Genomic DNA, 25,321 nt, shown 5'->3' on the forward strand with positions numbered 1-25,321 from the left:
CAAAGGGGAAAGGGCCGGACACAAAAAAAGCGCACGCTTTCGCGCGCGCCTTGATCGCATTTTCATACTCACAGCAACGGCGCGAGCGCCGCGGTGAGCCACCGCGCGTGAGTTAACGCGGCGCCGGTTGTTGATCCTGCGGTTCTTCCGGCCAGTCGCGGATATAGGCCTTGAGCATGCGGTTTTCGAAGCCCTGCTCTTCGACCACCGCCTTGGCGACGTCGTAGAACGAGATCACGCCCATCAGCGTGCGGCTTTCCAGCACCGGCAAATAGCGCACGTGGTGCTCGAGCATCATGCGGCGAACCTCGTTGACGTCCGTTTCAGGCGTACAGGTGAGCGGATGGTCGTCCATCAACTTGCGGATCGTGGAGGTACCGAGGCTGCCGCCGTGCTTGCTCAAGGTCAGGATAATTTCGCGAAACGTCAGCATGCCGACGAGGTCGCCGTATTCCATCACGACCAGCGAGCCGATATCGTGCTCGGCCATGGTATTGACTGCGTCGTGCAGCGTGGTATCCGGCGTGACCGTGAAAAGGGTGTTGCCTTTGACTTTAAGAATGTCGCTGACTCGCATAATCTGTCTCCGTGATACCCGCTAGGCTGATAGTGCCTGAATGACTTTCGATCCTAGCGGAAAGGTCCATAAAAGGAAAGCGGCCCGCCCACCAAGGCGCAACGGGCGTTTGCAAGGTCGGCCCGGCGCCGTTCAGCGCGCCCACATTGTCCGACCCGCGGGAAAACCGCGCTTGAAGCGATCCATGCCGGTGATAGGATGGCCGCCACTTTCACCTTTCGCGAGGCCGTCCGTGGCCTCGCCGCCCAGGATGTCCGCCAACCGTTTCGATACGCTTGCGCTGCACGCCGGCGCCGCGCCCGACCCGACAACCGGCGCGCGCGCCACGCCTATTTACCAGACTACCTCGTTTTCGTTCCGCGACTCGGACCACGCCGCGGCGCTCTTCAATATGGAGCGCGCCGGCCACGTCTATTCGCGCATCTCGAATCCGACCGTGGCCGTTTTCGAGGAACGCGTTGCCGCGCTGGAAAACGGCGCGGGCGCGATCGGCACGGCCAGCGGCCAGGCCGCGCTGCATCTGGCGATCGCCACGTTGATGGGCGCCGGCTCCCATATCGTCGCCTCCAGCGCGCTGTACGGCGGCTCGCACAACCTGCTGCACTACACGTTGCGGCGCTTCGGCGTCGAGACGACCTTTGTCAAACCCGGTGACATCGACGCATGGCGCGCCGCGCTGCGCCCGAACACACGCCTGCTGTTCGGCGAGACGCTCGGCAACCCGGGCCTCGACGTGCTCGATATCGCCGCGGTGGCGCAACTCGCGCATGAGCACCGCGTGCCGCTACTGGTCGATTCGACCTTCACGACACCCTACCTGCTCAAGCCGTTCGAGCATGGCGCCGACTTCGTCTATCACTCGGCGACCAAATTCCTCGGCGGCCACGGCACCACGATCGGCGGCGTACTCGTGGACGGCGGCACATTCGACTTCAACGCATCCGGCCGCTTCCCCGAATTCACCGAGCCGTACGAGGGCTTTCACGGCATGGTGTTCGCCGAGGAAAGCACCGTCGCACCGTTCCTTCTGCGAGCACGCCGCGAGGGCTTGCGCGACTTCGGCGCGTGCCTGCATCCGCAGGCCGCCTGGCAACTGCTGCAAGGCATCGAGACGCTGCCGCTGCGCATGGAGCGGCACGTCGCGAATACGCGCAAGGTGGTCGAATTCCTGAGCGCACACCCGGCCGTCGAAGCCGTCGCCTACCCGGAACTGCCGACGCATCCGGACCATGCGCTCGCGAAGCGTCTGCTGCCGCGCGGCGCGGGCGCGGTGTTCAGCTTCAATCTGCGTGGCGACCGCGCCGCCGGGCGCAGCTTCATCGAAGCGCTTTCGCTGTTCTCGCATCTCGCGAACGTCGGCGACGCACGCTCGCTGGTCATCCATCCGGCATCGACGACGCACTTCCGCATGGACGCCGCCGCGCTCGCCGCGGCCGGCATCGCCGAAGGCACGATCCGCCTGTCTATCGGCCTTGAAGACCCCGACGATCTGATCGACGACCTCAAACGCGCACTGAAAGCCGCGCAGAAAGCGAGTGGGACGACCACGGGAAGTGGGCCATCCGGTAGCCCGTCCAGTACGGTAAAAACCGGCCCGGTCAGTTCATCCGCCGCTCCAGCAATCGGCAACGCCTCCGCCTCGCCTGCCGATGCCGCCAAACCCCGCCCGGAGTCCGCATGATCCTCACCGTTCAAGGCAAGCCCGCCTACGCGTACGCCGGCGGCAAACCCTTCGACCCTAGTCTGCCGACGGCGGTGTTCATCCACGGCGCCGAGCATGACCATAGCGTGTGGGCATTGCAAACGCGTTACTTCGCGCATCACGGCTTCAGCGTACTGGCGGTCGATCTACCCGGTCACTGCCGCAGCGCCGGCCCGGCGCTCACCACCGTGACCGCAATGGCCGACTGGCTGGCCGCCCTGCTCGACGCCGCCGGTGTGCAACGCGCCTTCGTGGCCGGCCACAGCATGGGCTCGCTGATCGCCCTCGACTTCGCCGGCCGCTATCCGGAACGCGCGACGCACCTCGCGCTGCTCGCCACCGCCGTGCCGATGGCTGTCTCCGACGCCTTGCTCGACGCCGCCCTGCATCGCGAGCCCGATGCAATCGACATGGTCAATCAATGGTCGCATTCGACGCTCGCCGCCAAGCCGTCGTGCCCCGGCCCGGGCTTCTGGCTGCACGGCATGAACCAGCGGCTGATGGAGCGCGTCTCGGCAAGCGGTGAGCCGCAGCTGTTCCACACCGACTTCACCGCCTGCAATAGCTACGCGGACGGCCTCACACGCGCCACCGAAGTGCGTTGCCCGACGCGCCTGATCGTGGGTCGACGCGATGCGATGACGCCGCCGCGTGCGGCCAAAGCGCTCGCCGCCGCGCTCTCCCAGGCCGGCGTACCGGTCGACACCGTCACGCTCGAGGCCGGCCATGCCTTGATGACCGAACAGCCGGACGCCACGCTCGACGCGCTGTTCAGCTTCGCCTCGAAAGCCGTAGGCGCGGTTCCAACCGGCGTTCGATAGTCGCTGCGAGTCGTCACGATAACCGGGCACGTGGAGACGCGCCATCGGCCGAATGGCCTAGTTGCGCGCATGGTCCGATAGCCGCACAATGGGCCAAGCCTGTCCTATTTCGAGCGCGTTCCGAGCATGCCCGCGCGCGGCGAAGCAACCTGGGAGCGACGGGCACGGAATCGAGTAGCGTCGACCTTCGGAGGCCGTGATGGCTCAAACCGCGCACACCGATCACTTCGCGAGTTTCGCGGAGTTCTACCCGTACTACCTGAGCGAGCATCGCAACACGGTATCGCGGCGGCTGCATTTCGTGGGGTCGCTCGGCGTGATCGGGTGCCTCGCCATGGCGCTCGCCACTGGTGACTGGCTATGGCTGCCGGCTGCCGTGATCTGCGGCTATGGCTTTGCCTGGGTCGGGCATTTCTTCTTCGAGAAGAACCGGCCGGCTACCTTCCGGCATCCGTTTTATAGCCTGATGGGCGATTGGGTGATGTTCAAGGACATCTGCGTGGGGAAGATTTCGCTGTAGGATTGCCGCCGCTTCAGGCGGCCTGCTCATGCAGCCTGATGCGGCATTGAAGAAGTACCCTGCTCACTTTCCTGCGCACGCGCTGCCCGCGCGGCAGCACGCGCCGCCAGCAGTACTGCGAGCGTCACTTTCAGCTTGTCGTTTTCCAACGCCGCAAGAAGTGTCTGGCCATCCACGCGCGTAGAGTTCAGTTCAAGCTGATATTCGAGTTCCGCCCGATCGATCACGAACAGGTCGAACAGACGCTCGACGGTGATCTGCGCGGGATTTGCCAGCAGCAGGAAGTACGGACGCGTGTCGTCGTCCTGCAAGCGCGCGATCCACTCGATCTCCTCGAGTTTTAGCAGCAGCCTGACCGTGGTATCCATGTCGCGGCGAAGCATTCGCGAGATCTCCGGCATCGTGTAGCCGCGCTTACCCGCATCGCGCGCTTCCGAGAGCCGCGCGAGGAGTTCAAGCGAATCGAACAGATCGCTGCCCTCGAAAGTCGGCCGGTGAAACTGGCCTATGCGGATCGCCGGCAACGCCGACGCGATCATCGCCCCTGCCAGCGCAATGAACCAGCACAGGTACATCCACAGCAGGAATAGCGGCACAGCGGCAAACGCACCGTACACCGCGGTGTTGGTGGGAATGCGGCGTACGTAGTAGCCAAAGCCGCGCTTGGCGAGTTCGAAGGCGATCGCGGCAGTAATCCCGCCGATCACCGCGTCGCGCCACTCCACCCGGCAGTTCGGCAGAAATACGTAAAGCATCGTGAAGGCGAGCGCCGTCAACGGCAGCGCGGCGCCGGTCAGCGCCCAGTCGATCACCGACGGAATATGCTGGACGGCCGTGACCGCCATGGACCGGGTGAACAGATAGGAAGAAATCGACAGGCTCACGCCAATCAGAATCGGGCCGAGCGTAATGATCGCCCAGTAGACCAGGATGCGCTGCGCGATCGGCCGCGCCTTGCGCACCCGCCAGATCACGTTGAACGCGGATTCCACGGTCATCATCGTCATCACGGCGGTGACGAACAGAAAAATCATGCCGATGGTCGTAAGGCCCTTGGCCTTCGACGCGAACTGATTCAGATAATCGAAAATCTGACTGTTGAGCTGCGCAGGCATCAGATGGTCGGCGAGGAAAATCTGCAGCGACATCTGAAACGAGCTGAAAATCGGAAACGCCGTGAACAGCGCAAACGCGACCGTGGCGAGCGGCACTAGCGAGAGCATGGTGGTGAACGTGAGGCTGCCGGCCACCTGCGGAATGCGGTCTTCGCTACTGCGCTTCGCCGCAAACTGCGCGAGCCGTTTGAGCGTGTCGAGATCGAAACGCACCCTGGACAACAAACCCACCTCCTTGCTTCATAAAACGGTGTTTCAGGACCGTGCCCGAGGCTTGGCCGAATGGCTATGGATGGCCTGTGCAGCGGACCCAGCCCCTATAATACCCGTTCACCGATGAGGCCTATGAAAGACATTCTCGTGCTCTATTACAGCCGTCACGGCGCCACGCGCGAACTTGCGCTGGCGATCGCGCACGGCGTCGACAGCGTCCCCGGCATGCAGGCGCGCGTGCGCACCGTGCCGGCGGTTTCCACCGTCTGCGAAGCAACCCAGCCGGACATTCCCGCTGAAGGGCCACCCTACGTCGAACTGCGCGACCTCGAAGAATGCGCCGGTCTCGCGCTCGGCTCGCCCACCCGCTTCGGCAACATGGCGGCGTCGCTGAAATATTTTCTCGACGGCACCACACCGCAGTGGCTGTCGGGCGCGCTGTCCGGCAAACCGGCCTGCGTGTTTACGTCCACCGGCAGCTTGCACGGCGGCCAGGAGTCCACGCTGCTATCCATGATGCTGCCGCTTCTGCACCACGGCATGCTGATCGTCGGCATTCCGTACACCGAGAGCGCGCTCTCCACTACGCAAACCGGCGGCACGCCCTACGGCGCGTCGCACTTCGCACGCGCGGGCACGGCCGAACAGGGCATCTCCGCCGACGAAAAAACGCTTGCGATTGCCCTCGGCGCCCGCGTTGCCCACACGGCGGCCTCCATGAGCGAGCGGCCGTGAATACAGCCGCCCTGCCGGTGCAGCAAAAACGCGCCGTCGCTTTCGGCGCCACCACCGCCTTGCTCGCGCTGATCGTTTTGTCAGTCGCGTGGGAATGGTGGCTCGCGCCGCTGCGCCCGGGCGGCTCGGTGCTGGTGCTCAAAGCCGTGCCACTGCTGCTCGCCCTGCCCGGCGTGTGGCGGCACCGGCTTTACACGCTGCAATGGGCGTCCATGCTGATCCTGCTGTATTTTGCCGAGGGCATCGTGCGCGGCTGGAGCGACCGGGGCCTGAGCGCCCGCCTCGGCTGGCTCGAAACCGCGCTCTCCGTGGTTTTCTTCGTCTGCACGCTCGCCTATGTCGCGCCGTTCAAGCGCGCGGCAAAACGGGCAGCGAAGCTGGCGGCAAAGCAGGCCGCACAAGAAAACGCACAGCAGAACAGCGGCCAGGCCGAGGGAAGCACACGATGAGAACAGCGCTTTTCGCGTCGCTTTTTACGTCCCTTTTCGCCTCACCTCCCGCGTAATCTATCCGCCGCCGAACATCCTGACCGACCAACATGACTCAAGCCGCTTTCCTCACCGCTTGCCGCAACGCCATCGGCGCCACTCAGGTACTGACCGATCCGCACGACACCGCCCCCTACCTCACCGACTGGCGCCGCCGCTACACCGGCGCAGCCTGTGCGGTGCTCTGCCCGGCCACGCCTGACGAAGTCGCGGCGCTCGTCAAACTTGCCGTCGAACATCGCATCGCGCTGGTGCCGCAAGGCGGCAACACCGGTCTGGCCGGCGGGGCCACGCCGGACGCAAGCGGCGCGCAGGCGGTGATCAGTCTGCGGCGTCTGAATCGCGTGCGCGACATCGATCCGCACAACAACACGATCACCGTCGAAGCGGGCGTCATCCTTGCCGAAGTACAGAAGCACGCCGAAGAAGCCGGCCGCCTGTTTCCCCTGAGCCTCGCCGCAGAAGGCAGTTGCACGATCGGCGGCAATCTCGCCACCAACGCGGGCGGCACCGGCGTACTGCGCTACGGCAACACGCGCGAGCTGTGCCTGGGCCTCGAAGTGGTCACCGCGCAAGGCGAACTGTGGGACGGCCTGCGAGGACTGCGCAAGGACAACACCGGTTACGACCTGCGCGATCTGTTCATCGGCGCGGAAGGCACGCTCGGCATCATCACCGCCGCCGTGCTCAAGCTGCATCCGCAGCCGGCCGCGCGCGTCACGGCGCTCGCCGCGCTCGCGTCGCCGCATGCGGCGCTCGATTTCCTCTCGCTCACGCAACGCGTCGCCGGGCCGCTGCTGACCGGCTTCGAACTGATGTCGGATTTCTGTCTGCGGCTAGTGGGCCGGCACTTCGAGCAGATGCGCTATCCGTTCGCCGAATCGCATGCGCAAGTCGTGCTGTTGGAGCTGTCGGACAGCGAGAGCGAGGAACACGCACGCGGACTATTCGAGCGACTGATGGAAACCGCGCTCGAAGACGGCCTGGTCGAAGACGCGGTAGTCGCGGAAAACCTCGCGCAGTCGCGGGCATTCTGGAATCTGCGTGAACACATCCCGCTCGCGCAGGCTGAGGAAGGCCTGAACATCAAGCACGATATCGCGGTGCCGATTTCGCGCATCGGCCACTTCATCGAGGAAACCGACGCGGCAATCGCGCAAGCCGTGCCGGGCGTGCGCATGGTCACGTTCGGACATCTCGGCGACGGCAATCTGCACTACAACGTGCAGGCGCCCGAGGGCGTCGACGCAAAGGCATTCTTCAAGACCTGGCAAAGCCCGATCAACCAGCTCGTCTACGACAGCGTGCACCGGCATCGCGGCAGCATCAGCGCGGAACACGGCCTCGGCCAGTTGAAGATCGACGAGGCGATGCACTACAAGCAGGACGTCGAGGTGCAATTGATGCGCGCCGTCAAACGCGCGCTGGACCCGCTGAACCTGATGAATCCGGGCAAGGTGCTACGCTAGGGTTTGAAGCCTTCGCCGTCTGGTGCGAGGCTAATTGCAGGAGTCGCTGTCGTGAAGATTCGAGTGTTGTCCGATCTGCATCTGGAAAACGACGAGCCCGAACTGGTCCCGCACGCCGAAGCGGATCTGATCGTGCTGGCCGGCGACATCCACAATCACGCGGCGGGTCCGCGCTGGGCCGCGCAGACTTTCGACGGCGCCGTGCCGGTGGTCTATGTGCCCGGCAATCACGAGTACTACGACGGCGAATTCAGCGCGCTCGACACGGCGCTGTACGACGCAGCGGCCCAGGTCGACAACGTGCACGTGCTGAACAATGCCGCGCTGGTCGACCCGCAAGGCCGCTGGCGCGTGCTCGGCACCACCTTATGGACCGACTTCGCGTTATACGGCGGGGATCCGGACACGCTCGCCGAGTCCATCGATGCATCGCGCCGGGTGATGCTCGACTTCCGCGGCCTGATCCAGATGAACTGGCCGCACGACACGCAGGATTCGCCGCGCGACTTCACCCCGGACGATTCCCTCGCGCTGCACCGGCGGGCGCGCGCCTGGCTCGAAAGCGAGCTGGCGAAGCCGTTCGAGGGCAAGACAATTGTTGTCACCCATCACGCGCCGCATCGGCTGAGTCTGGCCGAGCGCTACGCGGAGGACCGCGTCTCGGCCGGTTTCGTCAATCATTTGCCGGAACTGGTGCGCTCGCCCGTTACCCTGTGGATTCACGGACATACGCATACGCCGTTCGATTACACGGTGAACGGCACGCGCGTGGTCTGCAATCCGCGCGGCTATTTCGACCGGCGCACCCGCCAGTGGGAAAATCCTCAATTCGCGTGGGACAAAGTCGTCGAGATATAGCGTCGGCTTGGGGCCGATCTGGGTAGCGCGGCCAGGCGCCACGCACTACGCTGTTGTTGTCGTGGGATTCGGGTCTTCGACTCGGCCAAACCCGCCAGCCCGGTCATCTCCGGAGGTCGCTCATGTGTGGTCGAATCAGCCAGTACCGCGATCCGCATCTGTACGCACGGCAGCTCGGCCTCGCCGATCCGCTCATGCTATTCGACGACGCCGACCGCCGCCCCGGCTACAACCTCGCGCCGGGCACTCACCCGCTCGCGATCTACCCGGACCAGACGCTGCACGCGATCCATTGGGGTTATTGCCCGGATTGGGCTCGCGAGCAGCATCTGCCGCAGACCATCAACGCGCGCGCCGAAACCGCGCCGCATACGCGCTACTTCAAAGATCTGTGGAAAACCGGGCGAGTATTGGTGCCGGCGGACGGCTGGTTCGAATGGCGCATGGAAGCGGCGCCCGGAACATCGAACGGGGATAACGCGGCGGAAGCCGACGCGACGGTCCGCCAACCCTACTTCGTGCACCTGAAAAGCGACGCGCCGATGTACCTCGCGGCGCTATCGAGCGTACGCGGCACGGAACTGCAAACGGAAGGCATGGGACTGGTGATCGTGACGGCCACCGCCGACAAGGGTCTGATCGACGTGCACGGCCGACGCCCGCTGGTGTTCGCGCCGGAGGCGGCGCGCAGATGGCTGGATCCGGCCCTGCAATTCGACGAACTCGAACAGCTCGCTCGCAGCGCCTGCCTGCCCGCTGCCCGGTTCCGCTGGCACCGGGTGAGCCCGGAGGTAGACCGCACGCTCAATGACGAGCCGGGCCTGATTGAAGCGCTGCACTGAACGTGCGGAGCGCGGATCGACACTGATCGGCGACCGGACCGCAACGGCGCGGCAACGCACGCGCAAGGCACACCGAAAAGGTACAAAAGCAAGCTCAAATGCCGCGCGCCCAGCAACCTGGCGCACTGGCCAGCTTCAACGATAGCGCTGCTGTCCTTGCAAATCGGGGCGCTCGACCTTGATCGGCACCAGTTGCGGCTGCTGGTCACGCAGGCGGCGCAGCAGATCGCGCGATGCGGCGATTCCGATCAGTCCCAGCATGACGGCCACGCCGATCATCAGATGCGTATCCATGAATCCCTCTTCCTTCGATTGTTGCGGATCTTGCGATTTGCCGAACAGCGGCTAATTGAACGCGTCCGGCAGAATGCCGGCAGCGCATGAACCACACGTTAGCAAATCGACCCCGGCGCAGAAGTAAGGAAATGTTGCGACGCGGCACTTATGTAACAGTCTGTCACGCCACCGCCGCCTGGAACCGTCAACAATGGTCAACCGCTCGCGTAGCGCCGCTTCAGCTGCGCGCGAACTGGCGCAACTCTTCCTGGTCGACGGCCAGCGTGGCGGGCAGTTCGTCGCGCAAAAATTCGACCCAGGTGCGAATTTTCGCGTCCAGATACTGCCGTGACGGATACAGCGCGTACAGATTCATTTCCTGCGAGGTGTATTCCGGCAACAGCCACACCAGGTCGCCGCTGCGCAGACCGCTAATCGCCGAGTAGATCGGAATCAGTCCAACCCCCATGCCGCTGCTCACCGCGACCGCCATCGCTTCGGCGACATTCACCTGAAAAGTGGTCGGGCCGAGGTTGATGGTTTCTTCACCGTTCGGGCCGTCGAAGATCCATTTGTCGGTCGGGAATATCGGCGTCACCATTTGCAGACACGTGTGGTGCGCGAGGTCTGAGGGTTTTTCGGGCACGCCGTGCCGCTCCAGATAAGCCGGCGACGCGCACGCGATGCTGAACGCGCTGCACAGTCGCTGCGACACGAGCCCCGAATCCGGCAGACCGATTGCCAATGTCAGCGACACGTCAAAACCTTCGTCGAGAAGATCAGGCATGCGCTGCGCGAGCGTCAGCTCGATGCTCACATCCGGGTAGCGTTGCTGATAGCGGCCCACCGCCGGCACCACGTAGTGCTGGCCGAAGCTTGTCATCGCGTGGACCTTGAGCTTGCCGGACGGGCGCGCGTGGGCGTCGCCGGCCTCCGCTTCCGCCTGGTCCACGTACGCGAGGATCTGCTCGCAGCGCTGCAGATAGCGCTCACCCGCCTCGGTCAGCGCGATACGGCGCGTGGTGCGGTTCAACAGCCGCGTGCGCAGGTGCGCTTCCAGGTCGGAAACCGCGCGCGACGCGTACGCCGTGGTCGTGTTGAGGTGTTGCGCGGCACCCGTGAAACTGCCCGCTTCGACGACGCGGACAAATACGCGCATGTTTTGAAGCGTATCCATACTTTTCCCTAGTAATCCGCTGCGATTGTTACACGATTCGCAAAGGCGATTATCTCATATCGCGTAAAAATGCCTTGCATCTTTACCGGTTATTCCCCAATCAATCAAAAAATATAATGACGCACATGCTTCTATAGCCAATTTTGGAGGAAATCGTGCAGTCTCCGGTACAGAAAGGGGTCGCCGCAGCCGCGGTTCTTACGATCCTATTAACAATCGCCGGCTGTGCCAGTACCGGAGGCATCGCGCCGCAGGATCGCGGAATGGAGCCCTCCTCGCTCGACGTGGGCAACGCCATCCGGGCCGCCGACGCGGACGCCCAATGGCCTGCCGCCGACTGGTGGCGCGCCTATAACGACCCGCAGCTCAATGAGTGGATCGAAGCCGCGCAGACGAGCAACCCGAGTCTCGCTGTCGCCCAGGCGCGCGTGCGCGAGGCCATGTCGATGGCGGGTGTCGCCCGTTCGGCGTTATCGCCGCAAGTGAACGGCAGCCTGTCGATCCAGCGTCAGAAATGGGCCGACAACCTCTACTACGGCCCGGGCCCGCTCGCGGGCCAGCAGTCGTGGAACAACACCGGCACGCTGGGTCTCTCGTACAACCTCGATCTCTGGGGCAAGGACAAGAACGCCGCCGAGAGCGCGCTCGACGCCGCTCATGCCAGCGCGGCGGACTTCCGCGCCGCCCAGCTCGAACTCGAAGGCAACGTGGTGCGCACGTACATCGAGCTGTCGCTGAACTACGCGCTGCTCGATATCGCCAAGTCCACGCTGCAGCAACAGCAGCAGATCGTCGACCTGGCGAACCGCCGCCTGAAAGGCGGCATCGGCACCCAGCTCGAAGTGAGCCAAGCCGAAACGCCGATGCCGGAATACGAACGTCAGATCGACGAGATCGAGGAAAAGATCGCGCTCGGCCGCAATCAATTGGCCGCGCTGGCCGGCAAAGGTCCGGGCGCGGGCGATACGATCCAGCGCCCGACGCTCTCGCTCGACAATTCGCCCGCCGCTCTGCCGAGCGCACTGCCCGCGGATCTGATCGGCCACCGGCCCGACGTGGTTGCGGCGCGCTGGACGGTTGCGGCGCAAGCGCGCGGCATCGACGTCGCCAAGGCCAGCTTCTATCCGGACATCAACCTGCTGGCGTCGATCGGCGGCTATGCCGCAATGGGCCCGCTGTTCCAGTTCCTGAAGGACCCGTCGCATAGCTGGAGCGCGGGTCCGGCACTGTCGTTGCCGATCTTCGACGGCGGGCGTCTGCGCTCGCAGCTCGGCGCGGCGTCGGCTGGGTACGACGAGGCGGTGGATAGCTATAACCAGTCGATCGTCGGCGCGCTGAAGGACATCTCCGATCAGGTGATCCGGATCCGTTCGCTCGCCACCCAGGCGCAAGACGCAGACCGTTCGGTCGCAGCGGCGCGTAAGAACTACGACCTCGCGCGCGAAGGCTATCGGCGCGGCTTGACCGACTATCTGAACGTACTGATCGCGCAAAGCCAGTTGCTGCGCGCGCAGGAAGGTGTCGCGAAGATTCAGGCCGAGCGGCTGGGCGCGCATGCGTCGCTGGTCACGGCTTTGGGTGGTGGACTCGACGAACCGGCCAACGGCCCGCAGGCAAACGAGACACTGCCGGCGCATGGGAAAGGTAAGGGCAACGCCGCGCCAGCCAGTTCGAACACCGCGGCCAAACCGTCGGCCGCGCCGGCGCAAACCGGCTCCGCCGGCCATGCGGATAATGCCGCGGCAAGTACGAACCACGCTTCCGCCAGCGTCAACGCCGGCGCGGCTGAGTGAAGAAGCCGACCATGTCAGCCTCCCCTTCTCCCTCGCGCCCGTCGTCGTTCGCCGCGCTCTACTCAGCCGCCGCCGACTGGGCCCGCACCGACGGTCTCACGTGGGTCTATCTGTTCAAAGCGCTCGCCGCCTGCTTCCTCGCGCTCGGCATCGCGATGAAACTCGACCTGCCGCAGCCGCGCACCGCGATGACCACCGTGTTCATCGTGATGCAGCCGCAAAGCGGGATGGTCTTCGCCAAGAGTTTCTACCGGATCTGCGGCACGCTGGTCGGCCTCGTCGTGATGCTCGCGTTGATCGGCCTGTTCGCGCAGCAGCCGGAACTGTTCATCGTCACCACCGCGATCTGGGTCGGCATCTGCACCGCGGGTGCCGCGCGTAATCGCAACTTCAAGTCGTACGGTTTCGTGCTGGCCGGCTACACCGCCGCACTGATCGGCATTCCCGCTTCACAGCATCCGGATGGCGCGTTCCTCAGCGCGCTCACGCGGGTGGCTGAAGTGGTAGTCGGCATCATCTGCGCGGGCGCCGTCAGCGGCCTCGTGTTTCCGCAGTTCGCCGGCTTGCAGATGCGCAGCACCGTGCGTGCGCGTTTCTCGGCGTTCGTCGAGTATGTGTCGGCCTCGTTGGCCGGCCGCAACGATCGCGCGCAGATCGAAGCGACCAATGCGAGATTTGTCGCCGACATCGTCGGTTTTGAAGCCGCGCGCAGTGTCGCCGTGTTCGAAGGTCCCGATTCACGAATGCGCGGCGGGCGTCTCGCGCGTCTGAACAGCGAGTTCATGACCGCCTCGACGCGCTTTCACGCACTGCATCAGTTGATGAACCGGCTGCGCGACTCGCAGACTAGCGGCGCGATGGTCGCGGTCGACGCGCTCGAACCGTACTTCAAGGAAATCGCCCCGTTGCTCGCGAAATCCGGCGAACCGGTATTGAGCGCCACGGATGCCGCCCACGCCGCCGCGCAGCTCGACGCGTACAAAGCAGAGCTGCCCAAGCGGGTGCGCGAGACACGCGCAGCACTGGAAACGCAGCCGGACGCACCGCTGCTCGACTTCGACACCGGCGCCGAACTGCTGTATCGCTTCATCGACGATCTGCACGCGTACGCGGCCACCTATGCATCGCTTGCCGTCGACATACACGAGCGCGAGCGCTGGATCGAGCGTTACGAACCCAAGACGAATGGAATTGCCGCGGGCGTCGCCGGCTTGCGCGCGGCCATCGTCATGGTGGTGCTCGGCGCGTTCTGGATCGCGACCGCGTGGCCGAGCGGCTCGACCTTGACGCTGGACGCCGCGGCGGTCTGCGCGCTGGCGTCAGCGTCGCCGGATCCGAAGCGCACGGCGTTCCAGATGGCCGCCGGCACGCTGGTCGCCTCAGTGATGGGGATGATCGCGGTGTACGGCGTGTATCCGCACATCGACGGCTTTCCGCTGCTGTGTGCCGCGCTCACGCCGTTCCTGCTGCTCGGCGTGTTCATGACGACGCGGCCCGCGCTGGCCGGCTACGGCGTCGGCTACTGCATCTTCTTCTGTTTCCTCGCCGGCCCGGACAACCTGATTCACTACGACCCGAGCGGCACCATTAACGATGCGATTGCGCTGGTGCTGTCGATGCTGGTGTGCGCGGTAGCCTTTGCCGTGCTGCTGCCGCCCTCGACTCCCTGGCTGCGCAACCGCCTCTTGATCGACTTGCGCCGTCAGGTGGCGCTGGCGAGCCGCGTGGGCATGCGCCGGGTGCGTTCACGCTTCGAGAGCGGCGCACGCGATCTGATGTCCCAGATCAACGCGCTCGCGCAGAACGAACCCGAGGTCAAACGCGACACCTTGCGCTGGCTCTTCGCGGTGCTCGAAGTGGGCAACGCGATGATCGACCTGCGCGGCGAAGTGGCGGCGCTGCCCCGCGACGCGCGCTACGCGAAGTCGATGCCGTGGCGCGTCACATTGCGTGCGATGCGCGATGCGGTGACCGCGCTGTTCGAGCGACCGCGTGCGGACCGCTTCGACCGCGCGCTCGCCGCCACCACCGATGCGATTGCCGCAGTCCAGCTGATGCTCGCCACCTTCACGCCGCCGCGTGAGGATCGGCACCGGCTGCAACGTATTCTGAGTCAACTGCATTTCATTCGTACCGCGCTGCTCGATCCGCAATCGCCGCTTGAACCGCTGATGAGCGGACGTGCCGACGCGTCAGAAGGAGTTCGTCATGCCACGTGATATCGCCGTTTTCGACGCCTACGTGCCGGCCATTGTGCTGCTGTTTGTCGCGGGCGCCGCGCTTACCTGGGTGCTGGACCGCGTGATCGCCTATACGGGCCTGTATCGCGTGGTGTGGCATCCGTCCTTGTTCCGGGCCAGCTTGCTCGTGTGTGTGTGCGGCGTGCTGGGTCTCGCCGTTTATCGTTGATCAGAGTCGAAACATGACCATCCGAAATGTTGTGGGCTTCGTCGCGACAGCCGTTATTTTTATTGTCGCGATTTTGATTGGGCGCGTGTTGTGGGTTCATTACATGGATGAGCCGTGGACACGTGATGGGCGCGTGCGCGCTGAAATTGTGAATGTGGCGCCTGATGTTTCTGGCGCTGTTGTGAATTTGCCTGTTAAAGACAATCAACTGGTTAAGAAGGGGGATCTGTTGATGCAGGTCGATCCTTCGCATTATCAGATTGCTGTTGAGCAGGCTGAGGCTGCTGTTGCTGCGCGTAAAGCTGAGTTGCAGATGAGGCGGGATGATGCGCAGCGGCGGGCTGATATGGATGCTTTGGTTGTCTCCAAAGAGAGTCGCGAGAATGCGACTCATACTGCTTCGGCTGCTGAGGCTTCTTATCAGCAGGCTTTGGCTGCGCTTGATGCGGCTAAGCTGAATCTTGAACGCACTCGCGTGGTGTCGCCGGTTGATGGGTATGTCACTAATCTGAATGTGTTTCGTGGGGATTATGCTACTGCTGGCTCTGCCAAGCTGGCGATTGTCGACAGTCACTCGTTCTGGGTCTATGGGTACTTTGAAGAGACCAAGCTGCCTCATGTGCGGGTCGGAGATAAGGCTGAAGTTCGGTTGATGAGTGGGGGTACCCTGCAGGGGCATGTCGAGAGTATTTCTCGTGGGATCTATGACCGGGATAATCCGGAAAGTCGTGAGCTGCTCGCTGATGTTAATCCGACGTTCAATTGGGTGAGGTTGGCGCAGCGGGTGCCTGTGCGGGTGAGGATTGATTCTGTGCCTGAGGGGGTTGTGCTTGCTGCGGGGATTACTTGTACTGTTGTTGTTAAGCCAAGCTAAGGTTTTTTTGCCTTCGCGGCGTTTGTTGTCTGTGTTCTTAGGGCTTTGGCCTTTCCTTGGTTTGTTAGTGGTCTATTAGTGTTGCCCCTGTGCGGGGCGGCACTTACTTTCTTTGCCGCCGCAAAGAAAGATAAGCAAAGAAAGCGGCTCAAACCGCTAATGCTAAGTGGGCACCGTGGTCTGCACAGGGTAGTGGTGCGACTGGAATCCGTGTTCTCTCACATTCAGCGTTAGTGACAAAGGAGTCATCAGCTCCCACTCCGCACTGCGTGCGTCGCGGACGGGTATGCATGGGAAACCACGGGCTTCGCTTTTGCACAGCGGGAACCATCGGCTTCGCCTCGGCGGCGCGGCGCGCGCCGAGGCGGTACTTCAATATCGTTGCTTCTGTTGCGGTGCTGCGCTGTTTTATAGCCTGAACTTTCCAACCATCTGCTTCAGGCCGCGGGCCTGGTCGTCCAGGGATCGGGCGGCTGCGGTGGCTTGTTCTACTAGTGCCGCGTTTTGTTGTGTGCCGGAATCCATCTGTGTTACCGCAAGATTGATCTCTTCAATTCCCGCGCTCTGTTCCGATGATGCCGCCGAAATCTCGCCCATGATGTCGGTTACGCGCTTCACCGCCTTCACCACTTCGTCCATCGTTTGTCCGGCATCCTGCGCCAGCGTCGAGCCGTTGCTCACTCGCTCCACCGATGTGCTGATCAAACCCTTGATCTCCTTGGCGGCAGCCGCGCTGCGTTGAGCCAAGTTGCGCACTTCGGCGGCGACTACCGAGAATCCTCGGCCTTCTTCGCCGGCGCGTGCTGCTTCCACCGCCGCGTTCAACGCGAGAATGTTGGTCTGGAATGCAATTCCCTCAATCACGCCAATGATGTCGCCAATGCTCCGCGCACTGTCGTTGATCTCGTTCATCGTCGCCACCACGCGGCTTACTACGTCGCCGCCCTTCTCTGCAATTTCCGACGCGTTGTTGGCGAGCGTGCTTGCCTGCTTCGCGTTATCGGCGTTCTGACGAACCGTCGAGGTCAGTTGTTCCATACTGCTCGCGGTTCGCTCGAGCGCCATCGCCTGTTGCTCTGTACGCTGCGACAGGTCGAGGTTGCCCATCGAGATTTCGCCCGATGCGGTTGCGATTGCGTCCGCGCTGGATGCAATGTCGGACACCGTCGTCGCGAGGCCGCTTTGCATGTCGTGCAACGCGTAGAGCATGCTCGACTTGTCCTTGCGGCCCAATGCGATCTGGTTCGATAGGTCGCCCGCGGCAATCCGGCTCGCGATTTCCTTTGCGTATGCCGGTTCGCCGCCGAGTTGGCCGGCGAGGCGTCGGATTACCCACTCGCTAATGCCGAACGCCAGTACGATCAGTGCGACTGTCATCGCCGCGAGCATCACGAACGATGAGTGGAAGATAAAGCCCGATGCTTCGATGGTCGCCTTGGCGGCTGTGCCGCGCTGGGCTACGAGTTCGTCGACCAGTTTTTCGAGCTTGCCGGTCTCGACCAGTAAGGAAACGTCCTGGGTGCCGACCTGCCAGTTCATCTGCGAAAGATCGAGCGGTTGCGCTTTTACGAGGGTCACGAAGTCGCGCAAGTGGCCGCTCCATACCGTGACGGCTGCGGCGAATTTTTTCTGCTGGTCGACGGCCTTGGCGTCGGATGTGTCGACGTACTGTTGCAGCGTGCCGAGCTCTCTGGCGAGGCCGCTCAAGCCCTTGTCGATGTCGGCGCCGAGTTCGTCGCGTTCCTTGGCGGTGGTCGCGGTCAGCAGCATCTTTTGCGCGCGGCTTGCGCGCAGCATGTGGCCACGCGCCTCTTCGGCAGCGCGGCTCGCGACGTGGCCCTGGTCGTAGATCGATTGTGCGGAAGCATTCAGGCGGCTGATCTGGGTCAGCGAAAACACGCCGATCGCGAGTGTGCCGATCAGCAGCACGGCAAACGCCAGCCGCAACGTCGCCTTCACCGACAAGCCCTTGAGCCGCACGGCCCGCGAGCGGTTGCCCTGGCCACGCGATGGCGACGGCTTGCCCGCCGCTTCTCCTTCCGGTACGAACCCCGCGCCCGTCTGGCCACCCAGCGAAACTGCTTTCATATTCCTCGTCCCCACGTTTCGAACTGCCGGAAAGGTCGGTTCCGGCATTAATACTTATCTCTCCGGGTCTACGGCACAAACGTCTGCGATCTTTAACGCCGCTCGTCTCATGCCGATTGTCGCGCCCGGTCCTCGACGCGTCGCCTTGTAAGCTTCGCGCCCGCGACCGTTTTATACATGGCCAAAAATCCACGAATCGCATTTATCAGACGACGTGCCGCCCACACGTCGCCCTGCGCAACACACTTGACACAGGCACCACCACAGTGCACCGCGTTTGGGTTTCGGCACATCCATGACGCATGGGAAGCGTAATACGTGTCCGATTCTCGACAAAACTTGTCCTTACAATTCGTGCGAGCCACATTAAACTTCGACAAATAGCTGACAAGGCCCGGCGCCGCGTCGATATGCCGCGGCACCCGGCAGGTCACGCACAGGCATGCGAACGCCTGGAATCGCGGCACGCCGGCGCGCCTGAAGTCATGACCGCACACCCTTTCTTCTCTCTCATCTAGCGTATGGAAACGAGCCTCGATAAAAGCGCCCTCGCCGGCGCCTCAGCCTCCCCCGCTGGCGCGCAGCCGGCTGCCAAGGTCCAGCGCACGGTCTATTCCGTGCTGGGTGCGATCAGCTTTTCGCACCTGCTCAACGACATGATCCAGTCGTTGATCCTGGCGATCTACCCGATGCTGAAAGACAACTTTTCGCTGTCGTTCGGGCAAATCGGGTTGATTACGCTGACTTACCAGATCACCGCGTCGCTGCTGCAGCCGCTGGTCGGCAGCTATACCGACAAGCATCCGAAGCCGTATTCGCTGCCCGTCGGCATGGGCTTTACGCTCGCCGGCCTGCTGCTGATGTCGGTCGCGCCGAGTTTCGGCGTGTTGCTGGTCGCGGCGGCGCTGGTCGGCTGCGGCTCGTCGGTGTTCCATCCGGAGTCGTCGCGGGTGGCGCGCATGGCCTCGGGCGGCCGTCACGGTCTGGCGCAGTCGCTGTTCCAGGTGGGCGGCAATGCGGGTTCGTCGCTCGGACCGTTGCTCGCCGCGTTGATCGTGATTCCGCACGGCCAGCGCAGCATCGCGTGGTTCTCGGTGGCGGCGCTGGTCGCGATCGTCGTGCTCACGCAGATCGGCCGCTGGTACAAGCAGCATCCGGCCGTGAAGAAGGCGCGCAGCCAGACCGGCCACGCGACGCTGTCACGCAACCAGGTCATGTTCGCGATGGGCGTACTGATGCTGCTGGTGTTCTCGAAGTACTTCTACCTCGCCAGCATCAACAGCTACTTCACGTTCTATCTGATCGACAAGTTCCATCTGCCGGTGCAGGCCGCTCAGGTTCACCTGTTCGTGTTCCTCGCGGCGGTTGCGGCGGGCACGGTGATCGGTGGTCCGATCGGCGACAGGATCGGCCGCAAGTACGTGATCTGGGTGTCGATCCTCGGCGTCGCGCCGTTCACGCTGCTGCTGCCGTACGCCAACCTGTTCTGGACCGGCGTGCTGACGGTAATCATCGGTATCGTGCTGGCTTCGGCGTTCTCGGCGATCCTCGTCTATGCGCAGGAACTGGTCCCCGGCAAGGTGGGGATGATCGCGGGCCTCTTCTTCGGTCTCGCGTTCGGCATGGGTGGAATCGGCGCGGCCGTGCTCGGGCAGTTGGCCGACGCCACCAGCATCACCTATGTGTATAAGGTCTGCTCGTTCCTGCCGCTGATCGGCCTGTTGACGGTGTTTCTGCCGGATGTCGAAGGCAAGCGCGCGAAAGCGTGATGGGATCTCTTCTGGTTGCATGGAGAAAAAGGCGCTACGGCGCCTTTTTCTTTGTGTCGTCCCCTCATGGTGAACCCGCGTTGTCCGCAAGGTGACGCCTGCTCTATGCTTGTGCGGATGTACGCACTGCTGCCCTCTCGCCGCGCCCGGCAGCCGCCCCGAGCCGTACGACTCGCCATCCGTTCACTCACGCAGCAGAAGGATCGCCGCCGATGACCACCTACCGCGACTTCCACCGCCGTTCGATCGAGCAGCCCGAGGAATTCTGGCGTGACGAGGCGCAGCGGATTCATTGGCAAACGCCGTTCGATACCGTGCTCGACCGCTCGAATCCGCCGTTCGCGCGCTGGTTCGTCGGCGGCCGCACGAACCTGTGCCATAACGCGGTGGACCGGCATATGGCCGAGCGTCCGCAGCAGAACGCACTGGTGTACGTGTCGACGGAAACCGGTATCGAGCGGCGCTACACCTATGCCGAGCTGTACGCGGAAATCAACCGTATGGCCGCGGTGATGCGCTCGCTGGGTGTGAAGCGCGGCGACGTCGTGCTGCTCTATCTGCCGATGATCCCCGAAGCGCTGTTCGCGATGCTTGCGTGCGCGCGGCTCGGCGCGATTCACTCGGTGGTGTTCGGCGGCTTCGCGGCGCCTAATCTGGCGGCCCGCATCGACGATGCGAAACCTGTCCTGATCGTCACCGCCGACGCAGGCGCGCGCGGCGGCAAAGTGATCGACTACACGCCACTGGTAGACGAAGCACTGGCGCGCGCGACCCACAAGACACCGCACGTGCTGTTGATCGACCGGCAACTCGCGCCCGAGCGCCTGAACGCAAGCTACCTCGTCGCCTACGAGCCGCTGCGCGAGAAATTTTTCGACGCCCATGTGCCGTGCGAATGGCTCGAATCGAACGAACCCTCGTATGTGCTGTACACGTCGGGCACCACCGGCAAGCCGAAGGGCGTGCAACGCGACGTCGGCGGCTATGCGGTGGCGCTGGCGGCATCGATGGAACATATCTTTCAGGGCAAGCCCGGCGACACGATGTTTACCGCGTCGGACGTGGGCTGGGTGGTCGGCCATAGCTACATCGTCTATGCGCCGCTGATCGCGGGCCTCACGACCGTGATGTACGAAGGCACGCCGATTCGTCCGGACGGCGGCATCTGGTGGCGCCTCGTCGAACAGCACAAGATCAATCTGATGTTCACCGCGCCGACTGCGTTGCGCGTGCTGAAAAAGCAGGACCCGGCGCTGCTGAAAAAATCCGATCTCTCGAGCCTGCGCGCGCTGTTCCTTGCCGGCGAGCCGCTCGACGAACCAACCGCCGCATGGATCACCGACGCGCTCGGCAAGCCCGTGATCGACAATTACTGGCAGACCGAAACCGGCTGGCCGATGCTGGCGATTCCGCGCGGCGTCGAAGCCTTGCCCACCAAGCTCGGCTCGCCGGGCGTGCCGTCGGCCGGCTTCAATCTGACCTTGCGTAACGAACTGACGGGCGAGCCCTGCCCGCCCGGCGAAAAAGGCGTGCTCACGCTGGGCTATCCGCTGCCGCCGGGCTGCATGTCGACGGTATGGGGCGACGACAAGCGCTTTGTCAGCACCTACTGGTCGAGCATTCCGAACCAGCAGGCCTACTCGACCTTCGACTGGGGCATTCAGGATGAAGACGGATATGTGACGATCCTCGGCCGCACCGACGACGTGATCAATGTGGCCGGCCATCGTCTCGGCACGCGCGAGATCGAGGAAGCGTTGTCGAGCCACGCGGCGGTCGCGGAAGTGGCGGTGGTCGGCGTGACGGATGCGCTGAAGGGTCAGACGGCGATGGCCTTCGTGGTGCTGCGCGACGCGCAAGCCTACGCGAGCGAGAAGGCGCGGGCGAAGCTGGAAGCCGAACTCACCGCGACGGTGGACCGCCAACTCGGCGCGATCGCGCGGCCGGCGCGCGTGGTGGTGGTGTCGATGCTGCCGAAGACACGCTCGGGCAAGCTGCTACGCCGCGCGATTGCGGCGCTGGCCGAGGGACGCGAACCCGGTGATCTGCCGACGATCGAGGATCCGGCGGCGCTGCAGCAGGTGCGGGAGGCGCTGGGGGATTCAACGAAGCACTAGCGAGCGGCGAGGCTGATCGTGCGGTGAAAGGGCGACGCAGTCATGCGCCGCTCATTCGTGTGACTGCCGGCTGATCAGCGCCCTGCGCGTACCAACGGCGAACATGTCACGCCACCCGACGCGCCTCCAGAAACCGCTTCAGAATCGCATTCGAATACGTCCCGGCAATCGCCGTGAGAAACGACACGAACGATTGCGGTGCGTGATCGTCGGCGGTGTCGGAGATGGTCCGCACTACCGCACACGGCACACCGTACTCGTAACAGACCTGTGCGATCGCCGCGCCTTCCATCTCCACCGCAAGCGCATCCGGCAGCGCATCGCGCAAGGCCTTGACGCCCGTTGCACTCGCGACGAACTGGTCCCCGCTGATAATCAAGCCACGATGTACGCGCGGTTCGCGCGTGCCGAAGCGCGCCGCCGCAGCAGCGCCCTCCTCAGCAACAAAACGCTCGCACGCGGCGGCCAGTTGATCGGCAAGCGCCGCATCGGCTGCAAAGCGCGACACGCCGAGCAACGGCACTTCGAAGCGTGGAAACAACGGGGACGCGTCCAGATCGTGCTGCATCAGCACGTTGGCGACGACGATGTCGCCGACCCGCACTTCAGTCCCCACGCCACCCGCCACGCCGGTGAACACAACCGCTTCGACATCGAACGCATGGATCAAGGCGCTGACCGTGGCTGCCGCCGCGACCTTGCCGACGCGCGCCAGCGTCACGACGCAAGGCGCGCCATGTACGGTGCCGAGGTGATAGTCACGCTGACCGTGAGTGATGGTGCGCACGCCGGATTCGGCGCGCATCGCTTCGATCAGATCGCCGAGTTCCTGCGGCAAAGCCGCCAGAATGCCTAGCGGACGATGCGAAACCGGCGCACCGCCGCGGTTTGGATCGATGCCGCCCGCGCTCATTCGACCGCCTGCAATTTAGCGACCGCAAGCGCCAGCCACTTCTCGCCGTGCCGCTTGAATTTGACCTGGGCCTTGGCATCCGTGCCACCGCCTTCCAGTGCGGTGATCGTGCCTTCCCCGAACTTGGTGTGGAACACCTGCTGGCCGACGCGGAAACCCGTTTCAGCTGCGCGCTGTTCGTTCGCAAAGGCCGGCAACGGCGCCGGCGTCGACGACACCGCGCCCGTGTAACCCGGCCGCGCGAACCAGTCGCGACCGTAACCGGCGTTATCCGAACGCCCGCCCCAGCGCGCGCCTGCCTCGACCTTCGGCGTGAGCCACTTGAGCGTTTCCTGCGGCAGTTCGTCGAAGAAGCGCGAGCGGATGTTGTAGCGCGTCTGGCCGTGCAGCATCCGGCTCTGCGCGAACGACAGATACAAACGTTCCTTGGCCCGCGTGATCGCCACGTACATCAGACGACGCTCTTCTTCCAGCCCATCCGATTCCATCGCGCTGTTTTCATGCGGGAACAGCCCTTCTTCGAGCCCGGTGATAAACACCGCTGTGAACTCGAGACCCTTGGCCGCGTGCACTGTCATCAACTGCACGGCTTCCTGACCGGCTTGCGCCTGGTTGTCGCCTGCTTCCAGCGATGCGTGCGACAGGAAACCGGCGAGCGGCGTCATCGTGTCCGGGTTTTGCGCCGGATCGGCGATGCCGGGCGCGTCCAGCACGACGGTATTCGGATCATCCGTGGCGACGGCCAACTCAGGCGCCGTGGTCGCGCCTGGACGCAGCGGAATCGAGCGCGCCGGCGTATCCATGCCGTAGCCTTCTTCGCTGACGAAAGCAGCGGCCGCGTTGACCAGTTCCTGCAAGTTCTCCAGCCGGTCCTGGCCTTCACGTTCGTTCTGATAGAACTCCGTGAGACCGCTCGTGCGGACCACGTATTCGACGGTTTCCGGCAGACTCATTTGTTGCGTTTCGGCGCGCATCTTGCCGATCAGGTTTGCGAAACTCGCGAGGCTCGACCCCGCCTTACCCGCGACATACGGAATCGCCGCAGCCATCGAGCAGTTGTATAGACGCGCCGCGTCGGCAAGCTGTTCGATCGAGCGCGCGCCGATGCCACGGGTGGGGAAATTGACGACGCGGGCGAACGCGGTGTCGTCGTTCGGATTGTCGATCAGGCGCAGATAGGCGAGCGCGTGCTTGACTTCCTGACGCTCGAAAAAGCGCAGACCGCCGTACACGCGGTACGCGATGCCCGCATTGACCAGCGTGTGTTCGATCGTGCGCGACTGCGCGTTGCTGCGATACAGGATGGCGATTTCGCTGCGCGAGGTGCCGGTGCTGATCAGCGCCTTGATTTCCTCGACGATCCAGCCGGCTTCCTGGGTATCGGTGGCGGACTCGTAGACGCGCACCGGTTCGCCGTGACCCGCGTCGGTGCGCAGATTCTTGCCCAGACGCCGCGAGTTATTGGCGATCAGCTGATTGGCCGCATCGAGAATATGGCCGTGCGAGCGGTAGTTCTGCTCGAGCTTGATCATGTGCCGGACATTGAACTCGTGCTCGAAGTCGCGCATGTTGCCGACGTTCGCGCCGCGGAAGGCGTAGATCGACTGGTCGTCGTCGCCGACCGCGAAGATCGAGTTGGTCTGCCCGGCCAGCATTTTCAGCCACGCGTATTGCAGCTTGTTGGTGTCCTGGAACTCGTCGACGAGGATGTGCCTGAAGCGCGCCTGATAGTGGGCGCGCAGCGGCGGATTGTGCGCGAGCAGTTCGAAGCAGCGGAGCAGCAGTTCCGGAAAGTCGACGACGCCTTCGCGCTGGCATTGCTGGTCGTAGGCTTCGTAGAGCTCGACGAATTTGCGGTTGAAGTTGTCGGTCGCGTCGACGTCTTTCGGGCGCAGGCCTTGTTCTTTGGAATTGTTGATGAAGTACTGGAGATTTTTCGCCGGGTACTTTTCATCGTCGATGTTGAGGCCCTTCATCAGACGCTTGATCGCGGAGAGCTGGTCCGCGGTATCGAGAATCTGGAAGGTGGCCGGCAGGCCCGCATCGCGATGATGCGCGCGGAGCATGCGGTTACAGAGGCCGTGGAAGGTGCCGATCCACATGCCACGGGTGTCGATCGGCAGAAGCGCCGAAAGACGCGACATCATTTCGCGGGCGGCCTTATTGGTGAAGGTCACCGCCAGGATGGTGGCGGGCGACGCCAGACCGTGCTGGATGAGCCACGCGATGCGGGTGATGAGGACGCGGGTTTTGCCGCTGCCCGCGCCGGCAAGGATGAGTGCGGGCTCGTTGGGGAGCGTGACGGCGGCGTGTTGTTCGGGGTTTAGATTGGCTAGCAGATCGGGCATTTTTTGGGAGGACGGCGAGGGCGTTCGACATTATATGCCCCTCCGGGGGTTGGGTTTTTTTGCGGGTTTTTTGCCTTCGCGGCGCTTTTTTCCGTGTTCTTAGCGCTTTGGCCTTTCCTTGCATTGTTAGTGGTCTATTAGCGTTGCCCCTGTGCGGGGCGGCACTTACTTTCTTTGCCGCCGCAAAGAAAGCGGCTAGAAGCCCCTGCTAAGTGGG

General features: G+C 63.6%; 21 protein-coding genes. 14 read left to right on the top strand and 7 right to left on the bottom strand.

Annotated elements, in window-relative coordinates; translation table 11 throughout:
• Positions 1-112: 112 nt before the first annotated feature.
• Positions 113-577 (bottom strand): CBS domain-containing protein, encoded by a 465-nt coding sequence (locus BM438_RS32225; protein ID WP_054042287.1) that lies wholly within the window; start codon positions 575-577, stop codon positions 113-115.
• A gap of 250 nt (positions 578-827) precedes the next feature.
• On the opposite strand from BM438_RS32225, the gene BM438_RS32230 reads away from it, so the two are divergent.
• From BM438_RS32230 to BM438_RS32240, 3 genes are all read left to right on the top strand, one after another.
• A complete protein-coding gene (locus tag BM438_RS32230) occupies positions 828-2,258 on the top strand; it encodes an O-acetylhomoserine aminocarboxypropyltransferase (protein WP_093643320.1) in 1,431 nt (476 codons plus the stop codon).
• Positions 2,255-3,100, top strand: coding sequence for an alpha/beta fold hydrolase (locus BM438_RS32235; protein ID WP_093643323.1), 846 nt, complete (start codon positions 2,255-2,257; stop codon positions 3,098-3,100). Before BM438_RS32230 ends, BM438_RS32235 begins: the two co-directional genes overlap by 4 nt.
• A 199-nt stretch (positions 3,101-3,299) precedes the next feature.
• On the top strand, positions 3,300-3,620 hold the full coding sequence (locus BM438_RS32240) for an Mpo1-like protein (RefSeq protein ID WP_093643326.1): 321 nt from the start codon (positions 3,300-3,302) through the stop codon (positions 3,618-3,620).
• A 26-nt stretch (positions 3,621-3,646) separates the two neighbouring features.
• Here BM438_RS32240 and BM438_RS32245 read toward each other — a convergent pair whose 3' ends face one another.
• The gene (locus BM438_RS32245) at positions 3,647-4,960 is read right to left on the bottom strand and encodes a YihY family inner membrane protein (protein WP_208620732.1); all 1,314 of its coding nucleotides are present in this window, start codon (positions 4,958-4,960) and stop codon (positions 3,647-3,649) included.
• Between the two features lie 120 nt (positions 4,961-5,080).
• Here BM438_RS32245 and wrbA point away from each other — a divergent pair, with 120 nt between their 5' ends.
• The 5 genes from wrbA (at position 5,081) to BM438_RS32270 (ending at position 9,340) form a co-directional block, all read left to right on the top strand.
• Positions 5,081-5,683 carry an NAD(P)H:quinone oxidoreductase gene (wrbA, locus tag BM438_RS32250; protein WP_093643329.1) on the top strand — a complete coding sequence of 201 codons (603 nt, stop codon included), beginning with the start codon at positions 5,081-5,083 and terminating at the stop codon, positions 5,681-5,683.
• The gene (locus BM438_RS32255) at positions 5,680-6,132 is read left to right on the top strand and encodes a DUF2069 domain-containing protein (RefSeq protein WP_093643333.1); all 453 of its coding nucleotides are present in this window, start codon (positions 5,680-5,682) and stop codon (positions 6,130-6,132) included. Before wrbA ends, BM438_RS32255 begins: the two co-directional genes overlap by 4 nt.
• 89 nt (positions 6,133-6,221) lie before the next feature.
• The gene (locus BM438_RS32260) at positions 6,222-7,640 is read left to right on the top strand and encodes an FAD-binding oxidoreductase (RefSeq protein ID WP_093643337.1); all 1,419 of its coding nucleotides are present in this window, start codon (positions 6,222-6,224) and stop codon (positions 7,638-7,640) included.
• 51 nt (positions 7,641-7,691) lie between these two features.
• A complete protein-coding gene (locus BM438_RS32265) occupies positions 7,692-8,498 on the top strand; it encodes a metallophosphoesterase (protein WP_093643340.1) in 807 nt (268 codons plus the stop codon).
• A 122-nt stretch (positions 8,499-8,620) separates the two neighbouring features.
• Positions 8,621-9,340, top strand: a complete 720-nt coding sequence (locus BM438_RS32270) for an SOS response-associated peptidase (protein WP_093643343.1) — start codon at positions 8,621-8,623, stop codon at positions 9,338-9,340.
• Between the two features lie 135 nt (positions 9,341-9,475).
• Here the strand turns inward: BM438_RS32270 and BM438_RS45695 are convergent, their stop codons facing one another.
• Both BM438_RS45695 and BM438_RS32275 read right to left on the bottom strand, forming a co-directional pair.
• On the bottom strand, positions 9,476-9,634 hold the full coding sequence (locus BM438_RS45695; RefSeq protein WP_167378498.1) for a hypothetical protein: 159 nt from the start codon (positions 9,632-9,634) through the stop codon (positions 9,476-9,478).
• A gap of 220 nt (positions 9,635-9,854) precedes the next feature.
• Positions 9,855-10,793 (bottom strand): LysR family transcriptional regulator, encoded by a 939-nt coding sequence (locus BM438_RS32275; protein WP_093643346.1) that lies wholly within the window; start codon positions 10,791-10,793, stop codon positions 9,855-9,857.
• A gap of 155 nt (positions 10,794-10,948) precedes the next feature.
• Here BM438_RS32275 and BM438_RS32280 point away from each other — a divergent pair, with 155 nt between their 5' ends.
• Genes BM438_RS32280 through BM438_RS32295 form a run of 4 tightly spaced genes read left to right on the top strand, consistent with a single transcriptional unit; the run spans position 10,949 to position 15,869 of the window.
• Positions 10,949-12,586, top strand: coding sequence for an efflux transporter outer membrane subunit (locus BM438_RS32280; RefSeq protein ID WP_244179511.1), 1,638 nt, complete (start codon positions 10,949-10,951; stop codon positions 12,584-12,586).
• Positions 12,587-12,597: 11 nt separating this feature from the next.
• On the top strand, positions 12,598-14,805 hold the full coding sequence (locus tag BM438_RS32285; RefSeq protein ID WP_093643372.1) for an FUSC family protein: 2,208 nt from the start codon (positions 12,598-12,600) through the stop codon (positions 14,803-14,805).
• Positions 14,795-14,995, top strand: a complete 201-nt coding sequence (locus tag BM438_RS32290; RefSeq protein WP_054042269.1) for a DUF1656 domain-containing protein — start codon at positions 14,795-14,797, stop codon at positions 14,993-14,995. The genes BM438_RS32285 and BM438_RS32290 overlap by 11 nt, the downstream gene beginning before the upstream one ends.
• Positions 14,996-15,008: 13 nt before the next feature.
• Positions 15,009-15,869 carry an efflux RND transporter periplasmic adaptor subunit gene (locus BM438_RS32295; protein WP_093643351.1) on the top strand — a complete coding sequence of 287 codons (861 nt, stop codon included), beginning with the start codon at positions 15,009-15,011 and terminating at the stop codon, positions 15,867-15,869.
• 408 nt (positions 15,870-16,277) lie between these two features.
• Here BM438_RS32295 and BM438_RS32300 read toward each other — a convergent pair whose 3' ends face one another.
• Entirely contained in the window at positions 16,278-17,957 is a 1,680-nt protein-coding gene (locus BM438_RS32300) for a methyl-accepting chemotaxis protein (protein ID WP_054042265.1), read from the bottom strand.
• A gap of 521 nt (positions 17,958-18,478) precedes the next feature.
• Between BM438_RS32300 and BM438_RS32305 the strand changes: the two genes are divergently transcribed.
• Both BM438_RS32305 and BM438_RS32310 read left to right on the top strand, forming a co-directional pair.
• Complete coding sequence (locus tag BM438_RS32305; RefSeq protein WP_093643353.1) at positions 18,479-19,726, top strand: MFS transporter; 1,248 nt, start codon at positions 18,479-18,481, stop codon at positions 19,724-19,726.
• Positions 19,727-19,938: 212 nt separating this feature from the next.
• Positions 19,939-21,843, top strand: a complete 1,905-nt coding sequence (locus BM438_RS32310; RefSeq protein WP_093643355.1) for a propionate--CoA ligase — start codon at positions 19,939-19,941, stop codon at positions 21,841-21,843.
• A 106-nt stretch (positions 21,844-21,949) separates the two neighbouring features.
• On the opposite strand, the gene BM438_RS32315 is transcribed toward BM438_RS32310, so the two are convergent.
• A complete protein-coding gene (locus BM438_RS32315; RefSeq protein WP_093643357.1) occupies positions 21,950-22,756 on the bottom strand; it encodes a 5'-methylthioadenosine/adenosylhomocysteine nucleosidase in 807 nt (268 codons plus the stop codon).
• Positions 22,753-25,104 (bottom strand): UvrD-helicase domain-containing protein, encoded by a 2,352-nt coding sequence (locus BM438_RS32320; RefSeq protein ID WP_054042258.1) that lies wholly within the window; start codon positions 25,102-25,104, stop codon positions 22,753-22,755. Before BM438_RS32320 ends, BM438_RS32315 begins: the two co-directional genes overlap by 4 nt.
• Positions 25,105-25,321 lie beyond the last annotated feature (217 nt).

This window comes from Paraburkholderia aspalathi, assembly GCF_900116445.1.
GTDB classification, from domain to species: Bacteria; Pseudomonadota; Gammaproteobacteria; order Burkholderiales; family Burkholderiaceae; genus Paraburkholderia; species Paraburkholderia aspalathi.